The organism is Marinobacter sp. ANT_B65 (genome assembly GCF_002407605.1).
Lineage (GTDB): Bacteria > Pseudomonadota > Gammaproteobacteria > Pseudomonadales > Oleiphilaceae > Marinobacter.
On the sequence record NZ_NXGV01000001.1, the window covers coordinates 1488047 to 1506536 of the forward strand.

16 protein-coding genes are annotated in these 18490 nt (G+C 53.4%); 15 read left to right on the top strand and 1 reads right to left on the bottom strand.

Going from position 1 to position 18490, the window contains the following annotated elements; genetic code table 11:
• The first annotated feature begins 40 nt into the window (after positions 1-40).
• From CPA50_RS06960 to CPA50_RS06990, 7 genes are all read left to right on the top strand, one after another.
• Positions 41-391 (top strand): PilZ domain-containing protein, encoded by a 351-nt coding sequence (locus tag CPA50_RS06960; protein ID WP_096781689.1) that lies wholly within the window; start codon positions 41-43, stop codon positions 389-391.
• Between the two features lie 14 nt (positions 392-405).
• Entirely contained in the window at positions 406-1317 is a 912-nt protein-coding gene (locus CPA50_RS06965; RefSeq protein ID WP_096781690.1) for an alpha/beta fold hydrolase, read from the top strand.
• A complete protein-coding gene (locus CPA50_RS06970) occupies positions 1310-2224 on the top strand; it encodes a DUF4892 domain-containing protein (RefSeq protein WP_096781691.1) in 915 nt (304 codons plus the stop codon). The genes CPA50_RS06965 and CPA50_RS06970 overlap by 8 nt, the downstream gene beginning before the upstream one ends.
• Before the next feature lie 4 nt (positions 2225-2228).
• On the top strand, positions 2229-3383 hold the full coding sequence (locus tag CPA50_RS06975; RefSeq protein WP_096781692.1) for a patatin-like phospholipase family protein: 1155 nt from the start codon (positions 2229-2231) through the stop codon (positions 3381-3383).
• Positions 3384-3478: 95 nt separating this feature from the next.
• The gene (prmB, locus tag CPA50_RS06980) at positions 3479-4381 is read left to right on the top strand and encodes a 50S ribosomal protein L3 N(5)-glutamine methyltransferase (protein WP_096781693.1); all 903 of its coding nucleotides are present in this window, start codon (positions 3479-3481) and stop codon (positions 4379-4381) included.
• Between the two features lie 37 nt (positions 4382-4418).
• A complete protein-coding gene (aroC, locus tag CPA50_RS06985; protein WP_096781694.1) occupies positions 4419-5513 on the top strand; it encodes a chorismate synthase in 1095 nt (364 codons plus the stop codon).
• Positions 5514-5577: 64 nt separating this feature from the next.
• Positions 5578-6741, top strand: a complete 1164-nt coding sequence (locus CPA50_RS06990) for an MFS transporter (protein WP_096781695.1) — start codon at positions 5578-5580, stop codon at positions 6739-6741.
• Here CPA50_RS06990 and CPA50_RS06995 read toward each other — a convergent pair.
• Positions 6696-7616 (bottom strand): LysR family transcriptional regulator, encoded by a 921-nt coding sequence (locus CPA50_RS06995; RefSeq protein WP_096781696.1) that lies wholly within the window; start codon positions 7614-7616, stop codon positions 6696-6698. The two genes, CPA50_RS06990 and CPA50_RS06995, sit on opposite strands and share 46 nt — an antisense overlap.
• Before the next feature lie 181 nt (positions 7617-7797).
• On the opposite strand from CPA50_RS06995, the gene leuC reads away from it, so the two are divergent.
• The 8 genes from leuC (at position 7798) to trpB (ending at position 18485) form a co-directional block, all read left to right on the top strand.
• Positions 7798-9216, top strand: a complete 1419-nt coding sequence (leuC, locus tag CPA50_RS07000) for a 3-isopropylmalate dehydratase large subunit (RefSeq protein WP_096781697.1) — start codon at positions 7798-7800, stop codon at positions 9214-9216.
• A gap of 21 nt (positions 9217-9237) precedes the next feature.
• On the top strand, positions 9238-9885 hold the full coding sequence (gene leuD / locus CPA50_RS07005; RefSeq protein ID WP_096781698.1) for a 3-isopropylmalate dehydratase small subunit: 648 nt from the start codon (positions 9238-9240) through the stop codon (positions 9883-9885).
• Between the two features lie 97 nt (positions 9886-9982).
• On the top strand, positions 9983-11056 hold the full coding sequence (gene leuB, locus CPA50_RS07010) for a 3-isopropylmalate dehydrogenase (protein ID WP_096781699.1): 1074 nt from the start codon (positions 9983-9985) through the stop codon (positions 11054-11056).
• Positions 11057-11166: 110 nt separating this feature from the next.
• Entirely contained in the window at positions 11167-12282 is a 1116-nt protein-coding gene (gene asd / locus CPA50_RS07015) for an aspartate-semialdehyde dehydrogenase (protein ID WP_096781700.1), read from the top strand.
• A 314-nt stretch (positions 12283-12596) separates the two neighbouring features.
• Complete coding sequence (locus CPA50_RS07020; protein ID WP_096781701.1) at positions 12597-15644, top strand: FimV/HubP family polar landmark protein; 3048 nt, start codon at positions 12597-12599, stop codon at positions 15642-15644.
• Positions 15645-15749: 105 nt separating this feature from the next.
• Positions 15750-16658: a tRNA pseudouridine(38-40) synthase TruA gene (gene truA / locus CPA50_RS07025; RefSeq protein ID WP_096781702.1), complete on the top strand. Its 909-nt coding sequence runs from the start codon at positions 15750-15752 to the stop codon at positions 16656-16658.
• Positions 16655-17284, top strand: a complete 630-nt coding sequence (locus CPA50_RS07030; protein ID WP_096781703.1) for a phosphoribosylanthranilate isomerase — start codon at positions 16655-16657, stop codon at positions 17282-17284. Before truA ends, CPA50_RS07030 begins: the two co-directional genes overlap by 4 nt.
• Entirely contained in the window at positions 17277-18485 is a 1209-nt protein-coding gene (gene trpB, locus CPA50_RS07035) for a tryptophan synthase subunit beta (protein WP_413772156.1), read from the top strand. Before CPA50_RS07030 ends, trpB begins: the two co-directional genes overlap by 8 nt.
• Positions 18486-18490 lie beyond the last annotated feature (5 nt).

Consider the following 18490-nt stretch of genomic DNA (forward strand, 5'->3'; position numbering starts at 1 on the left):
TTGTTTTCTATCACTAATCAATTTTTAGAAGGTGTCAGATATGGGGCCCGGATTTGGTGCACGCAGTGGCATTCTCACCCTGACCATTAAAGATAAAGCGGTTCTGTACGCCGCTTATATGCCATACATCCGCCAGGGTGGTCTGTTCATACCCACCCAGAAGCAGTACCGGCTTGGCGATGAGGTTTTTCTTTTGCTGAACCTTATGGATGAACCGGAAAAGATACCCGTTGCGGGGAAGGTTATCTGGATAACTCCCAAGGGGGCCCAGGGTAACCGTGCCGCAGGTATAGGCGTGCAATTCAATGGTGATGACGAAAGTGCCAGGACCAAGATTGAATCTTATCTTGCCGGCTCCCTGAGCTCTGATCGCCCGACGCATACAATGTGAGGTGCGATTCAGAAATGCATGATATTGCAACTTCGCCAGACCTTCGCGAAAACAAACCGGTTGTACGTGAGGCGGAATGGCCGCTGCAACATATTACTCTGGCAGGCCTGAGCTGGTCTGCCGTGGATGTTTCATCATCTAACCCGCCGATTATCATGCTGCATGGCTGGCTTGATAACAGTCTGACGTTCACCGGTATAGCACCGGAGCTGGCGAAACTTGCGTCGTTGCATGCCATCGATATGGCTGGTCACGGTCATTCCGGGCATCGCCCGCCGGGACAAAGCTATCTGCTTATGGATTATGTGGCAGATATTGCCGAACTGATTGAGGAACACTTCAATGGCGGGAAAGTGGATATTGTCGGCCATTCACTTGGGGGTATTGTAGGCTCGCTTTACGCCTCAGCTTTTCCGGAGAGTGTACGCAGGCTGGTGATGATCGACAGCCTTGGCGCGCTCAGTCGCCCTGTGAGTGACACAGTTCCGCAGTTGCGCAAATCCATCAAAAAGCGAATGGCAGGCTCTGGTAAATCTGCGGTTTATCCGGATATCGCTGCAGCGGCAAAAGTTCGTGAAGGCGGGCTCAGCCCACTTAGTCATGAAGCCGCGCTGGCCTTGATACCCCGCAACCTGAAGGCAGAAAATGATGGCTTCAGCTGGCGTACAGACCCACGTTTGCGGCATCCGTCGCAATTAATGATGACGGAGGAGCAGGTCGTTGCTTCGCTAAGCGCCATTGAGGCTCCGAGTCTGTTCGTTCGGGCGCAGGATGGGTTGTTTATCAGTCGGGCGGGAATGGATGATCGGGCAGATGCAGTGCCCCATCTGCAAATAGTGGACGTACCGGGCGGACACCATTGTCACCTGGATGGGGATACCCGGCCGGTTGCTGATGTTGTAAGAAATTTCCTTGAGAATGAGTGATACCTTGTCAAAGTATTTTGTGTTTCGTCTGCTTGTTGCTGTAATACTCTCGACAGTCGCCGGAGCTGCCAGTGCAGAGCTTCCGGAAGCTATGCCGCAAGCATTTGCCCAGTCCACTCTGGAGGCAACCGTTCCGATTGAATCTTCGGGGCATCTGGTTCTTTTCAGCCCGGTTCGCGAGGTTAACAACGAAATTCGTTCTGAATCTCTGGCCCGCCTGCCGGTTTCGGGCGAGGGGAGGTTATATCAGATCTCCCGTGATGCCAGCCGGCGGGAAGCCCGTGAGCACTATCTGGGGTTACTTCAGGAAAGAGGCGCGAGCGTCCTTTTTGAGTGCTCGGGCATTCGCTGTGGGCGAAGTAACGTATGGGCAAATCAGATTTTCAGTCAATCTGTGCTCTATGGGCGCGATGCTACCCAGGATTATCTGGTGGCTGGCCTGGTTACAGAGGACGGTAGCCGTTGGCTGACGTCTGTTTACACGGTAACCAGAGGTAATCTGAGAGAATATGTGTGGGTTGAGCACCTGAAAGTTTCTGCTGGTGCAACAGTTCCCGGCCTTGGTGCTGAAAATGACAGGGTTTCTGGCCCTGTGGTTGTGCCATGGCAGGGAGGAGTTACCTACCGGTTTGACTGGCAGGCAACGGATCGCCGGAAAATCAGTGAGCTTGCCCGGACCGATGGGGCCAGGGTTGTTCTTGTCGGCTACTCCGTGCTTGCCGGTGACGAGCTACTCAGCGATGCCATGGCTCGTGCCCGGAAAGCCGCCGAGTCGCTTTCCGAAGTACTTGTCAAAACGGGGGTTCCCAGGCAGCAGCAGGAAATTGTGGTTGCTGGTCCTGCGGTAGTTGTTCCTGACCCTGCCCGCCAGGGAGACCGGGTTGAAATCATGGTTATAACGAGGTAAATGCGTGCCCGATAATCATGTGTCCAAGGTTTTAAACAGCTCTGACATATCGACCACAGAGGCGAATGCCAGTACTGACAAGACGGCGGGCAAGCCCGACCGTCAACGCCCTACAGTTGCCCTGACTCTCGGAAGTGGCGGTGCGCGCGGCTATGCCCATATAGGCGCTATCGAAGTGCTGGCTGAGCGTGGTTACAACATTGTTGCCATTTCGGGCTGCTCTATGGGGGCGCTCGTAGGTGGAATGTACGCTGCTGGAAAAATGCAGGATTACAAGGACTGGGTAACCGGGTTGGGGCAGTTTGACGTACTTAAACTGCTGGACCTGACGTTTAACTCCGTCGGAGCAATCAGGGGAGAGAAGATCTTTTCTGTCGTTCGGGAGATGCTGGGGGATATCCGTATCGAGAACCTGCCGCTGCATTATACTGCGGTTGCTACGGATTTGCTGGCGCACAAGGAAGTCTGGTTTCAGGAAGGTCCGTTGGACAAGGCTATACGCGCGTCTGTCGCAATCCCCAGTGTTGTTACACCTCTGGTTCTTGGTGGCCGTGTTCTTGTGGACGGTGCATTGCTGAATCCATTACCTATTATACCGACCATCTCTTCTCATGCAGACCTGATTGTTGCAGTTAACCTCAGCGGTGAAGACGACCGGCGCCAGCGCATACCTGACGCCGCTTTTGCGCATAATCAGAATGCGTCAGCCGCTGGCGTAACAGATGAGTGGATGAACACTATGCTCGACAAAGCTTCCCGTTGGTTTGACTGGGATGCTCTGAAGTCACTGGGTGCGAACAGGCCTGATGGGGCGGATACCCCTGAGGACAAAATTTCGAAAGAGGTGCAGAAAAAAGAGCACCATAAAGACAGCGAGACCAAGCACCAGGAAGACCACGAGACTATCGACTGGGACAAGCTCGGGATTGGCAAGTTCGATGTTATGAACCTTACTATTGAAACCATGCAGAGTGCTCTGGTGCAGTACAAGATTGCTGGCTATCCACCTGACCTGCTTGTAAACATTCCCAAGAACGTCTCTCGCAGCTACGACTTCCACAAAGCGCCCGAGTTGATTCAGCTTGGGCGCGAGCGCATGGCTGCAGCACTTGATCGCTTTGAAGATAGCCGGAGCAGTTCCGGGCCACTTGCAATATGAGTCAGTGTCGCTGGCGGGTAATCACGTGGCTGCAGTAACGTCGTTAAACAGCGTATAATCCTGCGCTGAATCAGAACCTACAGGAAACAGCGTTTGTGACCAGCCCGATTGACGATCTTCATACCGTTCGCGACTATCTTCGTTACGCTTCCTCGCAGTTTGCCGCATCCACTGTTTTCATGGGTCATGGTACAGACAATGTGTGGGATGAGGCTGTCCATCTGGTCATGCGCAGCCTGCACCTCCCTCTGGAAAACAACACCTTGTTCCTGGATGCGCGGCTGACCCGGGAAGAGCGCCAACTGATCCTTGAACGTATCCGGCGACGCATCGATGAGCATGTACCTCTGGCTTATCTTCTTGGTGAAGCCTGGTTTATGGGTATGCCGTTCAATGTGGATGAGCGTGTGCTTGTACCACGTTCACCTATAGGTGAATTAATTGAGAACGGGTTCCAGCCATGGCTGGGAGAAAAACCGGTTGAGCGTATTCTCGATCTTTGCACAGGAAGCGGCTGTATTGGTATAGGTGCGGCATCGGTGTTCGAGGATGCCTTCGTGGACCTTTCTGACATCTCGCCGGACGCTCTGCTGGTTGCTGAATCAAATATCGAGCTTCATGAGCTCAGTGACCGGGTACGAACGATACAATCGGATGTGTTCGCGAATATCAGCGGCCGGTACGATATGATTATCAGTAATCCGCCCTATGTCGACGCGGAGGATCTTGCAGATATGCCGCAGGAATTTCACCATGAACCGGTGCTCGGGCTTGCTGCAGGTAATGACGGGCTGGACATTGCACACAGAATTATTGCTGGCGCTGCGGACTATCTTACGCCCGGTGGTCTGCTTGTGGTTGAGGTGGGGAACAGCTGGGTCGCGCTGGATGAAGCTTATCCGGATCTTCCGTTTACCTGGCTGGAATTCAGTAATGGTGGCGACGGTGTTTTCGCTATCACTGAGCAGGATCTTCGTCAGTGGCAGAGCAAGTATTAAACCATTTTCTTATAATACCCTAACAAGATATTGAATTATGTCAGGAAACTCATTCGGAAAACTGTTTACCGTAACCACATTTGGTGAAAGCCACGGCGCTGCGTTAGGCTGCATTATTGATGGGTGCCCGCCGGGGCTTGAGCTCTCGGAAGCGGACATGCAGGTTGACCTTGATCGTCGTAAGCCGGGGACATCGCGGCACACAACCCAGCGTCGTGAAGCGGATGAAGTGCGTATTCTTTCGGGTGTGTTTGAGGGAAAAACCACGGGTACTCCGATTGGTCTGATCATTGAAAACACGGATCAGCGGTCCAAGGACTATTCGAAGATTTCAGAACAATTCCGTCCGGCTCACGCTGATTATACCTACATGCATAAGTACGGTGTCCGCGATTACCGTGGCGGCGGTCGCTCCTCGGCCCGTGAGACGGCTATGCGGGTAGCGGCCGGTGCTGTAGCCCGGAAGTTCCTGTATCAGCGCCTGGGGGTTCGTATCCGGGGGTATTTGTCTGAGCTTGGTCCGGTTCGCGCTGAGAAACTGGATTGGGATCAGGTGCATCAGAATCCGTTTTTCTGTCCTGATGCTGACAAGGTTCCGGAGATGGAAGCCTACATGGATGCTCTTCGCAAGGAAGGGGATTCGATAGGGGCGCGGATCAACATAGTTGCTGAAGGCGTACCGCCGGGTTTGGGTGAGCCGGTTTTTGATCGTCTGGATGCAGATCTGGCCCATGCTCTGATGAGTATCAATGCTGTCAAGGGTGTAGAGATAGGTGCAGGGTTTGGATGCATTGTTCAAAAGGGAACAGAACATCGGGATGAGATGACTCCGGATGGTTTTCTGTCCAATCAGGCAGGCGGTGTGCTTGGGGGGATTTCCTCTGGCCAGCCTATTCTCGCGAGTATCGCATTGAAACCGACGTCGAGCCTGCGTTTGCCAGGTCATGGTATTGACGTGAATGGCAACCCGGTGGAGATTGTCACTACGGGCCGTCACGATCCCTGTGTGGGTATTCGGGCGACGCCGATTGCTGAGGCCATGATGGCGATTGTGTTGATGGACCATTACCTGCGTCACCGTGGTCAGAACAGTGATGTTGTTGTTTCAACTCCTGTTATCGGGCAGCTCTGAGCCGAGCTGTCCGGTTAAGCGATCCAGTCAGGCTTTTTATCCATGTTGACTGGGAGATACCGAGATCTACTGGCGCCTTTCCAACCTCTACTTCTGGTTTTTCGCCCTCCTTGGGGGGCTTCTGCCTTACTGGTCTCTGTATCTCCAGGGGCAGGGCTTTTCCTATCTGCAAATCGCCACTCTGATGGCTTCAATTCAGCTTACAAAAATTTTCGCGCCAAGCCTTTGGGGGTATCTGGGGGATAAAACCGGCCAGAGAGTCCGGCTTGTCCGGTTTGGCGCGATAACCGGGTCGCTGTTTTTCGCCGGAGTGTTCCTTGAGCCCGGGTTTTACGGGCTGCTGCTGGTAATGCTGGCGTTTACTTTTTTCTGGAATGCCATTCTCCCACTGTATGAAGTGATTACCCTGCGTTCGCTGGGGGAGCGGCGGGACAGGTATGGCAAGGTGCGGCTCTGGGGCTCGGTGGGGTTTATTGGCTCTGTGGCTGGTGTAGGGCTGATTCTGGAGTGGGTGCGGATTGAGTGGTTGCCTTTACTGCTTTTACCGATATTTGCAGGGATTTGTTTATCCGCTTTTCTGGTTCCAGCTGAGCGGGGGGAGCCTGAGCCAGCTGCGCCAAAGGGAAGTTTGCGGGCAATCGTGACTCATCCTGCTGTCATTTCGTTTTTCCTGATGAATTTCCTGCTGCAGGTTTCCCACGGTGCGTATTACACGTTTTTCAGTATTCATCTTGAACAGCACGGTTATAGCAATGTTGCGATCGGGCTGTTGTGGTCGCTTGGTGTGGTTTCCGAGATAGGGTTGTTTCTGGTGATGCACCGGTTAACCCGGCACTTCACGGTGCGGCAGATCGTGATTGGTGCGCTTGCGTTAACAATGATCCGCTGGATTCTGATTGCTGAGTTGACGGATGTTTTGCCGGTGCTGTTGGTTGCACAACTGTTTCATGCGGCATCCTATGGCGCGCTTCATGCTGTATCAGTGCAGTATGTTCAGGGTTTTTTCGGGCGGCATCACCATGGTCAGGGGCAGGCTCTGTACAGCGGATTGACCTTTGGTGCCGGTGGCGCGCTGGGGGCATGGATGTCGGGTTTTCTTGTTGAAGGTTTCAGCACGTCGGCGGCATTCTGGGGTGGAGCAGTAGCCATGGCGGTTGCGATTGCAATCACCGTTCGCGGACTTCAGGCGCCGCCATCTCCGGGTGTCGAGTCTGCTTCCGCCTCCTGAACAATGGATAACAACGCTCGCGCGGCGTTGCCTGGTTGCCTTCCGCTCAGTCCGATTGCTCCCAGGGATCGGGTAACCGGGTGTTCGGTTTTTACCGCCTTGGATAATACATCGCCCAGTACCTTGAGGCTCCCATCTACCATTCGCAGCGGAAGTACGCTCCAGCCCAGACCGACGCTGGTCATCATTTTCAGGGTTTCCAGATAGTTGGTCGGCATCTGCGGGTTGAGAGGCAGGTTTTCCTCAAGGAAGAGCCTGCTTACCGCCCGGTAGGTTGAGGTTGATGTATCGGGAAGCAGGGCCGGGTGCTTCGCAAGATCCAGGAGTTTTGGGTGTTTCAGTTGGGCCAGCGGGTGATCCGTAGCTACAACGAAGGCCATGGGATCTGGCCATTGAGTGAACACGTTGAAGCTGGGGGGCATGCTGTCGCTCAATGTGACGAAGGCGAGTTCGGCATTGCGTTTGCGCATCTGCTCATAAGCCGTATCTGACTCCATGAACTGCAGATTGATGGCAACCTCCGGGTATTCGCGCTTGAATCTGTGCAGCCAGTTTGGCAAATGATGCAGCCCGATATGATGGCTCGCAATGATCTGGAGTTCGCCTTCTATCAGGCTGGAATCTGGTGATAGCGCAATGCGGGCATTGTGAATTTCATCGAGTATCTTGCGGGCATGGGGTAGCAGCCGGATGCCAGCGTCGGTCAGGCCAATTTTCCGGTGGCTGCGGTCGATCAGTGTTGTGCCAAGCTGGTTCTCAAGTGTGGCGAGGCGTTTGCTGATAGCCGGCTGGGTCAGGTGCAGCTGTTCGGCGGCTTCCGAGAAGGACCCCTGGTCGACGATGGTAAGGAAGGCTTTAAGGGTATTTGAGTCCACAATTTGTCTTCCTGATATGTCTGAACGGGAAATGCTATCTCATAACCTTTTGGAATGCGATGAATAATGAACATGAATTGCAGTTATTTGATAGTGGGCGGTATGATGGGCTCAGAATGAGTGCTTCAGAGTGTCAAACCACAGTATTAAAAACAGTACCTCCAGAGAGTGAGAGAGAATCATGGCCGGTAAAACCTTATACGACAAGTTATGGGATGACCATCTGGTCAAGCAGCGGGACGACGGTTCTGCGCTGATCTATATTGATCGGCAGTTGCTGCACGAAGTAACGTCCCCCCAGGCTTTTGAAGGGTTGCGTCTCGCAAATCGCAAGCCCTGGCGCATTGATGCCAACCTGGCTACTCCTGATCATAACGTGCCGACAACTGATCGAGATAAAGGCATCGACGGTATCGTTGATCCGGTTTCCCGCATCCAGGTTGAAACGCTCGACAAGAACTGCGATGAGTTCGGCATCCTTGAGTTCAAGATCAAGGACCAGCGTCAGGGTATTGTGCATGTGATCGGGCCTGAGCAGGGGGCTACATTGCCTGGAATGACAATCGTTTGCGGTGATTCCCATACGTCGACCCACGGTGCCTTTGGTTGTCTAGCTCACGGTATTGGTACGTCCGAGGTTGAGCATGCGCTGGCGACCCAGTGCCTGGTGCAGAAGAAGATGAAGAACATGCTGGTAAAGGTTAACGGCCAGCTTGGTAAAGGTGTTACAGGTAAGGATGTTGTACTCGCGGTTATCGGAAAAATTGGTACCGCCGGGGGGACCGGACATGCCATTGAGTTTGGTGGTGAGGCTATCCAGAATCTAAGCATGGAGGGCCGGATGACCATTTGTAATATGGCCATTGAAGCCGGTGCACGGGTTGGTATGGTTGCCGTTGACGGCACCACCATTGATTACGTAAAAGGACGGCCTTTCTCTCCCAAGGGTGAAACCTGGGATGCCGCCGTCAAGTACTGGCGCACTCTGCACAGTGATACGGATGCGGTGTTTGACAAGGTTGTTGAGTTGGACGGCGAGGCTATTCTTCCGCAGGTAAGCTGGGGAACGTCTCCGGAAATGGTTGCGGGTATTGATGGCAATGTTCCGGATCCTGAGAAAGAGCAGGATCCGATCAAGCGCGAAGGTATTCAGCGTGCGCTGAAGTATATGGGGCTGCAGCCAAATCAGGCGATCACGGATATCAAACTGGACCGGGTGTTTATTGGCTCATGCACCAACAGTCGTATTGAGGATCTCCGGGAAGCGGCTGGTGTGGTTAAGGGGCGTAAAGTGGCAGCCAGCCTAAAGCAGGCCATGGTTGTTCCGGGTTCGGGGTTGGTAAAGGCTCAGGCGGAAGCGGAAGGTCTGGACAAGATCTTTATCGAGGCTGGCCTTGAATGGCGTGATCCGGGTTGCTCCATGTGTCTGGCTATGAATGCCGACAAGCTCGGGCAGGGGGAGCACTGCGCATCTACTTCTAATCGAAATTTTGAGGGTCGGCAGGGCTTTGGTGGGCGTACCCATCTGGTTAGTCCCGCGATGGCCGCAGCGGCTGCTGTAACGGGCCATTTTGTTGATGTTCGCGAATTGCTGAACTGACCCACAGGAGATAACTGAACCATGCGCGCATTTACACAACACCAGGGCCTTGTAGCTCCCATGGACCGTTCCAATGTGGATACGGACATGATCATTCCCAAGCAGTTTCTGAAGTCCATAAAGCGGACGGGGTTCGGTCCGAACCTGTTCGACGAACTGCGTTACCTGGACGAGGGTAAGCCTGATCAGGACAGTTCAAAACGGCCGCTGAATCCGGATTTTGTGCTTAATCAATCCCGTTACGAAGGTGCCAGCGTTCTGTTGGCGCGAAGCAATTTCGGGTGTGGGTCGAGTCGTGAACACGCCCCCTGGGCGCTTGATGACTACGGTTTCCGGGTTGTTATTGCTCCCAGTTTTGCTGATATTTTCTATAACAACTGCTTTAAGAATGGCCTGTTACCTATTGTTCTTGATGAAAAAATTGTAGATAAATTGTTCCAGGAAGCCGAGGCTGCTGAAGGGTATCAACTGACGGTGGACCTGGTCGGGAAAACCGTGACTACCCCCTCTGGTGAATCCTTTGAGTTTGATGTTGATGACTTTCGTCGCCACTGTCTGCTCAATGGTCTCGATGATATCGGTGTAACTCTGGAAGATGCCGGGCAGATCAAGTCCTATGAAGATCAGCGCCGGAAAACAGCGCCCTGGCTGTTTGGGTCAGCAGAGTAATCCGGATACTACAACGCCCTGTGAGCGTGAAATCCGACGATAACGCATAACATGCTGGGTCGGCTCGACCCGGCCCACAAAGATCTGGAAATCCATCATGTCCAAAACTGTACTTCTTCTGCCGGGTGACGGCATCGGCCCGGAAATTGTTGCAGAGGCTGAAAAGATCCTGCATGCAATTAACGAAAAATTTGATCTTAAGCTCAGCTTTGAGTCTGCCCTGGTAGGCGGCGCTGCCCTGGATGAAACAGACAGCCCGTTACCGGACGATACCCTGGATAAGGCCCGTAAAGCGGATGCAATTCTGCTTGGTGCTGTTGGTGGCCCAAAATGGGACAGTCTGCCCATGGCAAAGCGTCCGGAGAAAGGGTTGCTTGGACTGCGCTCCAATCTGGAGTTGTTTGCAAACCTGCGCCCGGCAATCCTGTATCCCCAGTTGGCATCAGCATCCTCACTGAAGCCTGAGGTCGTTTCCGGGCTGGATATCATGATAGTACGAGAGCTCACCGGCGGTATCTATTTTGGCCAGCCAAGAGGTGTCCGTGAATTGGAGAGTGGTGAGCGCCAGGGATACAACACCTACGCTTATACGGAATCGGAAATTCGTCGGATAGGTCGGGTTGCATTCGAAGCTGCGCAGCAGCGCGGTAAAAAACTGTGCTCGGTAGACAAGGCGAATGTACTGGAAGTGACGGTGCTGTGGCGTGAGATCATGAATGATCTGCAGCGTGAATACCCTGATGTCGAGTTGTCCCATATGTACGTGGACAACGCGGCAATGCAGTTGGTGCGCGCACCAAAACAGTTCGATGTGATTGTGACTGGTAACATGTTTGGTGATATTCTCTCCGATGAAGCAGCCATGCTTACCGGATCCATTGGTATGTTGCCGTCAGCCTCACTGAATTCCGAAAAGCAGGGCATGTACGAGCCCTGTCACGGTTCAGCTCCGGATATTGCCGGCAAAGGTATCGCCAATCCGCTGGCTACGATTATCAGTGCAGCGATGATGTTGCGTTACAGTCTCGATGAAGAGGCGGCTGCGGCAGCTATTGAATCGGCGGTAGACAAGGTGCTGGATCAGGGGTTGCGTACGGCGGATATCATGTCTGAAGGCGGTACTCTTGTGTCGACCCGTGAAATGGGCGATGCGGTGCTGGCTGCTTTATAATTTAATAATCCCCGATAGCAACGCGATGCGGTTGTTGCGGGAACATTCATCCTGTCCCTGCCGGCGATAAAGGCTGAGGGCAGGCATAAGATGAGATTCAAAGGTCGCACATGAAGCGGGTTGGACTTGTAGGTTGGCGTGGCATGGTGGGTTCTGTCCTCATGCAGCGCATGCGCGATGAAAACGATTTCGCTGATATCGATCCGGTATTCTTCTCCACCTCCCAGACTGGTCAGCCAGCCCCGGACGTGGGGAAAGAGGGCGTTCCGCCATTGCAGGACGCGTTCGATATCGAAACCCTCAAAACTCTGGATGTGGTGCTGACTTGCCAGGGCGGCGATTATACCGGTGCGGTTTATCAGAAACTGCGCGATGCGGGCTGGAACGGCTACTGGATTGATGCTGCCTCGACACTGCGGATGGCCGACCACTCTGTGATCGTACTTGATCCGGTTAACCGCAATGTAATCGATTCAGCGCTGAATAGCGGTGTAAAGGATTACATTGGTGGTAACTGCACAGTCAGTCTGATGATGCTGGCTTTGGGTGGCCTGCTGGAGCAGGACCTGATCGAATGGGTATCTCCCATGACGTATCAGGCGGCTTCCGGATCCGGAGCACAGAACATGCGAGAGTTGCTCAATCAGATGGGTGAGCTCAACCGCAGTGTTGGCGAGGAGCTTGCGAGCCCATCGTCAGCGATTCTGGAAATTGATCGCAAGGTCACCGAGACCATGCGTTCCGACAGCTTTCCTACAGAGCATTTTCAGGTGCCTCTGGCCGGAAGTCTTATTCCGTTTATCGACAAGCAACTCGATAACGGCATGAGCAAGGAGGAATGGAAAGCGGGTGTTGAGACCAACAAGATTCTCGGTCGTTCAGACAGCCCGATTCCCATCGATGGTATCTGTGTCCGGATTGGCGCTATGCGGTCCCATAGCCAGGCACTGACCATCAAACTGAAAAAAGATCTTCCGATAGCTGAAATCGAATCCATTCTTGCGAAAGCGAACGACTGGGTGAAGGTCATTCCCAATGAGCGCGATGCCAGCATTGAGGAGCTTACTCCCGCCAAGGTGACCGGCACGTTAAGCGTACCCATCGGGCGTATTCGTAAATTGGCCATGGGTCCGGAGTATATTTCTGCATTTACCGTGGGTGATCAGCTGTTGTGGGGTGCCGCTGAGCCCTTGCGCCGCATGTTACGGATCCTGCAGGAGCGTTAAGAATTGTTACACAGAGGCAATTAATGCCAACTGTGTCCGGTTTCGGAAATCCGGTCAGGGGGCAGAGGCTGATTTCAGTCTCTGCCCCTGTTATTTTCAAGAAGACTAGGGAGTTCCGGGCAACTGGTAAATAAATGGTGCAAGGATTGCTGCTGATTGATTGATAAAAGAGGCTTTATCAACAATACTTGCCGGACTGAACATTAAAAATGCGTCATATCAAACAAGAATTAGCCAGGCAGGGGTCATCGGGCTCAGTCAGGTTCTGTTTGAAAAAAGCAGTCACGCATCACGGAGACTGGAAAGGAAAAAGCATGAAGGTACGCAAGCTTGCGGTTGCACTGGCTCTGGCTGGGGGACTTGGATCCGGCGTTGCTCAAGCCCTGGGGCTGGGTGAGATTGAACTTCAGTCCTATCTGAACGAGCCGATGAACGCAGAAATTTCTCTGCCACAAAGTCAGGGCATTGATTCCGGCGATGTGTTTGTGAATATCGCTCCGGAAAAGGCATATCAGCGGCTCGGACTGCAAAGGAACCGGTTTTTAGGAAAGCTTCGTTTCGACGTAGCGACTCGTTCTGATGGCAGTCTGGTTGTCAATGTTTCCTCCAAGGAGCCGTTGAGAGAACCGTACCTTAACTTCCTGCTCGAGTTGACCTGGCCTAATGGTCGGCTGATGCGTGAATATGCAGTTTTGGTTGATCCCCCGGTTTATGCCGAAGAATCTGGTGTGTCTGAGCAGGTGGCTGCGCCTTCAAGCGCCCCGGCAGCTCAGTCCCGGCCCGCCACGTCTGCGCAGAGCGCAGAGTCGGCTCGTCGTCAGGCCGAAGCAGGTCAGTCGTCCCGGAGTGCCGGTTACGGTGCCGATACCTTTGGGCCCACAGGTGCATCTGACACATTGTGGACTATTGCCGCCAGTGTTCGCCCGGACGACAGTCTTTCCATGCAGCAGGTCATGCTGGCATTGCAGGACCTGAACCCGGATGCGTTTATCGGCAACAACATCAACAGGCTGAAGCGTGGCGAAGTGCTGCGCGTTCCGACAGCGGACCAGATTCGCAGTCGGACCCGTGCCGAGGCAACTCGTACCGTTGCTCAGCAGAACCAGGAATTCCAGCAGCCAAAACGTACCCTCGACGCTACTGCTCAGCCGCAGCCAGACACAAGTGTTGCCTCTGAAGCGGCTGTCGGCGGTGATGAACTCAAGCTTCTGGTTGCGGACGATGCAGGTAACCGGAGCGAATCTGAAGGTGGATCCGCCGGCGGAGATGGCCAGCTAGCAGGTGGCGTGGACGCTGGTGCCGCAGTGGCAATGGAAGAGCTTGAGAGTGCTCGCAGAGAGAACAACGAGCTAAACACTCGTGTGGATGATCTGCAGGATCAGGTAGAAACCCTGAAGCGCTTGCTTGAACTGAAAAACAGCCAGCTTGCCGAGATTCAGCAGGGCGCTGTCGATGCGACTGATACCTCAGCCGAAATGGCTGTGGGCGCAGGCGAAAACAGTGAAGATGGTTTCTTACCTGAACCTGCCGGCGAAACCGGGTCTGAAGTTGAGCCTGGTCAGGAAGAGGCTGTCAATGCAGTGACCCCTGAAGGGGAAACTGATGCTTCTGAGGCTGGTGCTGAAGATGACAGTGCCAGTCTGATGGAGTCCGGAGAAACGGACGTCAGCCAGGACGATATGGCTGCACCAGGTGAAGCTCTTTCAGCGCCAGGCTCCGAAGATCAGTCGGTACCCGGGGTTGCGGACGAAGAGCTGGCAACTGATACCGGTAGCGATGCGTCAGCCGTTCCAGTTGAACAGCCGGCACAACCGGAAGCAGAAGTTAAGCCTGAACCCGAGCCTGAGCCTGTAGTTGAAGAAAAAAGCTTCCCTGCCAATGTGATTGACGCAATTACCGGTAACATGTTTTACCAGATTGCACTGGGCGGTGGGCTGGTTATCCTGCTACTCATTCTCCTGCTGCTTGCCCGGCGTAATTCCAGTCGTGAGAAAGCTTTTTACGAGCAGCTAAGCAGTGAGCCCGATGGACCTGACGACACCTTCGATCTGACACTGGATGAGGAAGATCCGGAACAGGGTGGGGGCAACAGTGCTCTGGAAGAAGCGGACACTTATATTGCATATGGCCGTTATGAACAGGCTGCCCAGACTCTTGAAACCGCTATTTCCCAAGAGCCGAGCCGCACTGATCTTCGTCTGAAACTGCTTGGAGTCTACGCGGATAATCAGGACAGGGATTCGTTTGAGAAGCAGTTTGGTGAAATCCAGGCTCTGGATGATGACGAAGCGATTGCCGAGGCCAGTGATCTTCGCTCGCGCCTTGAGGAAGCAGAGTCAATGCCAAGCATTGACGAGCTTGAGTCGCAGCTTCGCTCTGGGTCCTTTGCTGCGGAACCCGATGCATCGGAACCATTTGATGCAACGGAAGGTTTCGAAAATGCTGACGCTTCTCTGTCGGATGAGCTGATCGCAGATCAATATGACGCCAGCCGGGAAGAAAAAGTTGAGAATGAATTCGGTGATTATGATTCCGACCTTTCCGATATCGATCTTGATACTCTTGAAGATGCAGAGAAATCTGCAGAAGAGGCTGAAAAGAACAGCAGTGATGAGCTGATCGAATACGATGTTTCCGGGATTTCTCTGCCGGTAAGCAAAGACGAGGCAGGGGCTGAGGTGTCAGAAGAGGAAAGCGATTTTTCCTCTCTCGAAATAGATCTGGATGATCCCGAGGAATCACTGGACTCGCTTGAACAGTCGTCCGGTGATGTGTCAGAGCCCGAAGCGGAAAGTGCAGGCATTGAATCTCTGGATGAGTCTTTCCTTGACGAGCTTGATGCAGAGTTGGATAAGGTTGCCGGCGAGGATGATGTGCTTGGCGGCAAAGATTCAGAAGAGTCCCCGTTTGATGACCTTGAGCTGGACGTGTCTGATGAGGATCTTGCCCTGATGGACGAATTCTCGGATTCTGACGACCTGAAAAACACCACTCTTGATGAAGGTGAGTTGTCTCTGGACGATGAACTGACGCTGGATGATGCGCTCAGCGATGACGATCTTCTGGGCGGAAGCGATTCACTTGAAGCCCTGGATGATGAGTTGCCGGTAGCTTCTGATGAAGTTCGGGATGAGGTTGCAAAATCACCAGTTGCTGATATTGATGAGAACGATCTCGGTGACGATGATGATTTTGATTTCCTCGCTGGAACCGATGAAGCGGCAACCAAGCTGGATCTGGCAAGGGCCTATATTGAGATGGGTGATAGCGATGGAGCTCGGGATATTCTTGAAGAGGTAGCACTCGAGGGAGATGACCAGCAGAAATCCGAAGCACAGGACTTGCTTAAAAATCTGTCCTGATCCGTTATAATCGGATTATTGAGGCAGCAAACGCCGGCCGTCGGGGATTCCCCGACATTCAGCCGGCGTTTTGTTTTTCCAGCAACATACTTTCCGGACCCACATTTGTTTCTCGATCTCCAGGAACTTTCAGCAGATAAGACCGTTGGCAGCGGGCGGGTTGCACTGGCTTTCGAGTATGATGGCCGCAACTTTCATGGTTGGCAGCTACAGAAGTCCGGAGTTCGTTCGGTGGAAGCTGACCTTGCGGCTGCCGTATCCAAAGTTGCTGACCACCCGGTAGATCTTGTGTGTGCCGGGCGGACCGATGCCCGCGTTCACGCAAGTTATCAGATCGCTCATTTCGAGACGTCGGCAATCCGTAGCCCCCGGTCCTGGGTAATGGGCATCAATACTGCTCTGCCGTTCGATATTGCTGTGCATTGGGCAGGTAATGGCTGTGACGATTTTCATGCCCGCTTTTCTGCAATTTACCGGCGCTATCGCTACATTATCTATAACAATCCGGTGCGTCCGGGGATTCAGCGGGGGCAGGTAAGCTGGACGTTTCGGCCGCTGGATGCAGAGCGTATGAACGATGCAGCCCAAGCCCTTGTCGGAGAACATGATTTCTCTTCGTTTCGCGCTGCTGGCTGTCAGTCCCGAACCCCGGTGCGCTTTCTGGAGCAAATTAAAGTAACCCGCAATGGGGGTTTCGTCGTAATTGATGTACAGGCCAATGCGTTTTTGCATCACATGGTTCGGAATATAGCCGGGGCGCTCATGGCTGTAGGTACAGGAAAGCAGTCGGTTGCCTGGATTCGTGACATACTGCTGGCAAAAGATCGTAAACTCGCTGGTGTGACTGCGCCTCCGGATGGTTTGTATCTCGTTGATGTGGGCTATCCTGAAAGTTTTGGTATCCCTGCCGCAGAGTGCGGACCGGGCTTTGCCAGGCCCTGGTTCAGTCGTGCAGAAAACAAGCCTGTATATCCGACGTACATTCATCAGAAACAACCGGTATCTATACCATGAGCGCACGCGTCAAAATTTGTGGTCTGACCCGTGTTGAGGACGTACAAGGGGCCGTTGCAAATGGAGCGGATGCTCTTGGGTTTGTGTTTTACGAGCCCAGCCCTCGTGCGGTTACTGTCGCTCAGGCCGAACTGCTCGTCAGTCATGTGCCAGCGTTCGTGTCTGTTGTTGGTCTGTTTGTGAACCCATCGGCAAAGCAGGTCAGGGAAGTTCTTGATCGCATTCCACTGGATTTACTCCAGTTCCATGGTGACGAGACTGCAGACTTCTGCGACCAGTTTGGTCGTCGCTGGATTAAGGCCGTGCGCGTTCAGAGCGCAGGGCAGATTGAACAGGCATTTGCTGAATATCACTCAGCTGCAGGGATTTTGGTGGATGCGTGGGACCCTGACCGCTACGGTGGGACCGGGCATTCGTTCAACTGGAGTCTGATCCCTCCGGAGCGTTCCTTGCCACTCATATTGGCCGGTGGATTGTCATCTGATAACGTATTTTGTGCGGTAGAACAGGTGAAGCCCTGGGCTGTAGATGTCAGCGGAGGCGTTGAGAAAAGCAAAGGCATTAAAGACATCGAAAAAATTTCTGACTTTATTAAAGAGGTTCACCGTGTCTGTAACACTGACTGAAGAAATGCTGGCTGCATTGCCGGATACGCGGGGTCATTTTGGTGCCTTCGGAGGACGATTCGTTTCCGAGACTCTGATGGATTCCCTGATGATCCTGGAAAAGGAATACCTTCGACTGAAGAAGGATCCCGATTTCCAGGCCGCGTTTGACAAGGATCTTGCGGATTACGTTGGTCGCCCCAGCCCCTTGTACTTTGCTGAGAGGCTTACCCGCGAAACCGGAGGAGCCCAGATCTGGCTTAAACGGGAAGACCTTAACCATACGGGTGCGCACAAGATAAACAACACGATTGGCCAGGCTCTGCTGGCCAGTTTTCTGGGGAAAAAGCGGATAATCGCTGAAACCGGTGCAGGGCAGCATGGCGTTGCGACGGCTACTGTCTGCGCCCGCCTCGGTCTTGAGTGTCACGTGTTTATGGGTGCTGAGGACGTTCAGCGTCAGTCGTTGAACGTTTATCGTATGAAACTTCTGGGTGCCCAGGTGCATGCAGTCGAGAGCGGTACCCGTACACTGAAAGATGCAATGAACGACGCTATGCGCGATTGGGTCACCCATGTTGATGATACTTTCTATATCATTGGCACAGTTGCGGGCCCGCATCCGTACCCCCTTCTGGTCCGGGATTTTCAGTCAGTTATCGGGCGTGAAACCCGCAGTCAGTCCCTGGAAAAGACCGGGAAACTGCCGGATGCGCTTGTAGCCTGCGTTGGCGGTGGTTCCAACGCGATAGGCATGTTTTATCCGTTCCTGACGGATGAGTCGGTTCAACTTTATGGCGTTGAAGCCGGCGGGCTTGGCATTGAAACCGGTCAGCACGCTGCACCGCTCTGTGCGGGGCGTCCGGGTGTACTCCATGGTAACCGTACCTATCTGATGGAAGATGAAAACGGACAGATTGCAGGTACCCATTCGGTAAGCGCAGGTCTGGACTATCCAGGCGTCGGGCCAGAGCACAGCTGGTTAAAAGATATCGGGCGCGCCAACTATGTTTCAGTTACTGATGAAGAAGCGCTGAGCGCATTCCGTATGCTGACGCTGGTTGAAGGCATTATGCCGGCACTGGAATCTGCTCATGCTGTGGCATATGCAGTCAAGCTTGCAGCCACGATGGATAAAGACCAGGTGGTTGTCATTAACGTATCCGGTCGCGGCGACAAAGACATTCATACCGTTGCGCAGTTGGATGGTATTGAACTCTGATTAAT

What these genes read in the sequence shown, in the direction of transcription:
- CPA50_RS06960 (WP_096781689.1), top strand. Translation starts at nt 41, where the DNA reads ATGGGGCCCGGATTTGGTGCACGCAGTGGCATTCTCACCCTGACCATT.
- CPA50_RS06965 (WP_096781690.1), top strand. Translation starts at nt 406, where the DNA reads ATGCATGATATTGCAACTTCGCCAGACCTTCGCGAAAACAAACCGGTT.
- CPA50_RS06970 (WP_096781691.1), top strand. Translation starts at nt 1,310, where the DNA reads ATGAGTGATACCTTGTCAAAGTATTTTGTGTTTCGTCTGCTTGTTGCT.
- aroC (WP_096781694.1), top strand. Translation starts at nt 4,419, where the DNA reads ATGTCAGGAAACTCATTCGGAAAACTGTTTACCGTAACCACATTTGGT.
- leuC (WP_096781697.1), top strand. Translation starts at nt 7,798, where the DNA reads ATGGCCGGTAAAACCTTATACGACAAGTTATGGGATGACCATCTGGTC.
- leuD (WP_096781698.1), top strand. Translation starts at nt 9,238, where the DNA reads ATGCGCGCATTTACACAACACCAGGGCCTTGTAGCTCCCATGGACCGT.
- leuB (WP_096781699.1), top strand. Translation starts at nt 9,983, where the DNA reads ATGTCCAAAACTGTACTTCTTCTGCCGGGTGACGGCATCGGCCCGGAA.
- asd (WP_096781700.1), top strand. Translation starts at nt 11,167, where the DNA reads ATGAAGCGGGTTGGACTTGTAGGTTGGCGTGGCATGGTGGGTTCTGTC.
- CPA50_RS07020 (WP_096781701.1), top strand. Translation starts at nt 12,597, where the DNA reads ATGAAGGTACGCAAGCTTGCGGTTGCACTGGCTCTGGCTGGGGGACTT.
- CPA50_RS07030 (WP_096781703.1), top strand. Translation starts at nt 16,655, where the DNA reads ATGAGCGCACGCGTCAAAATTTGTGGTCTGACCCGTGTTGAGGACGTA.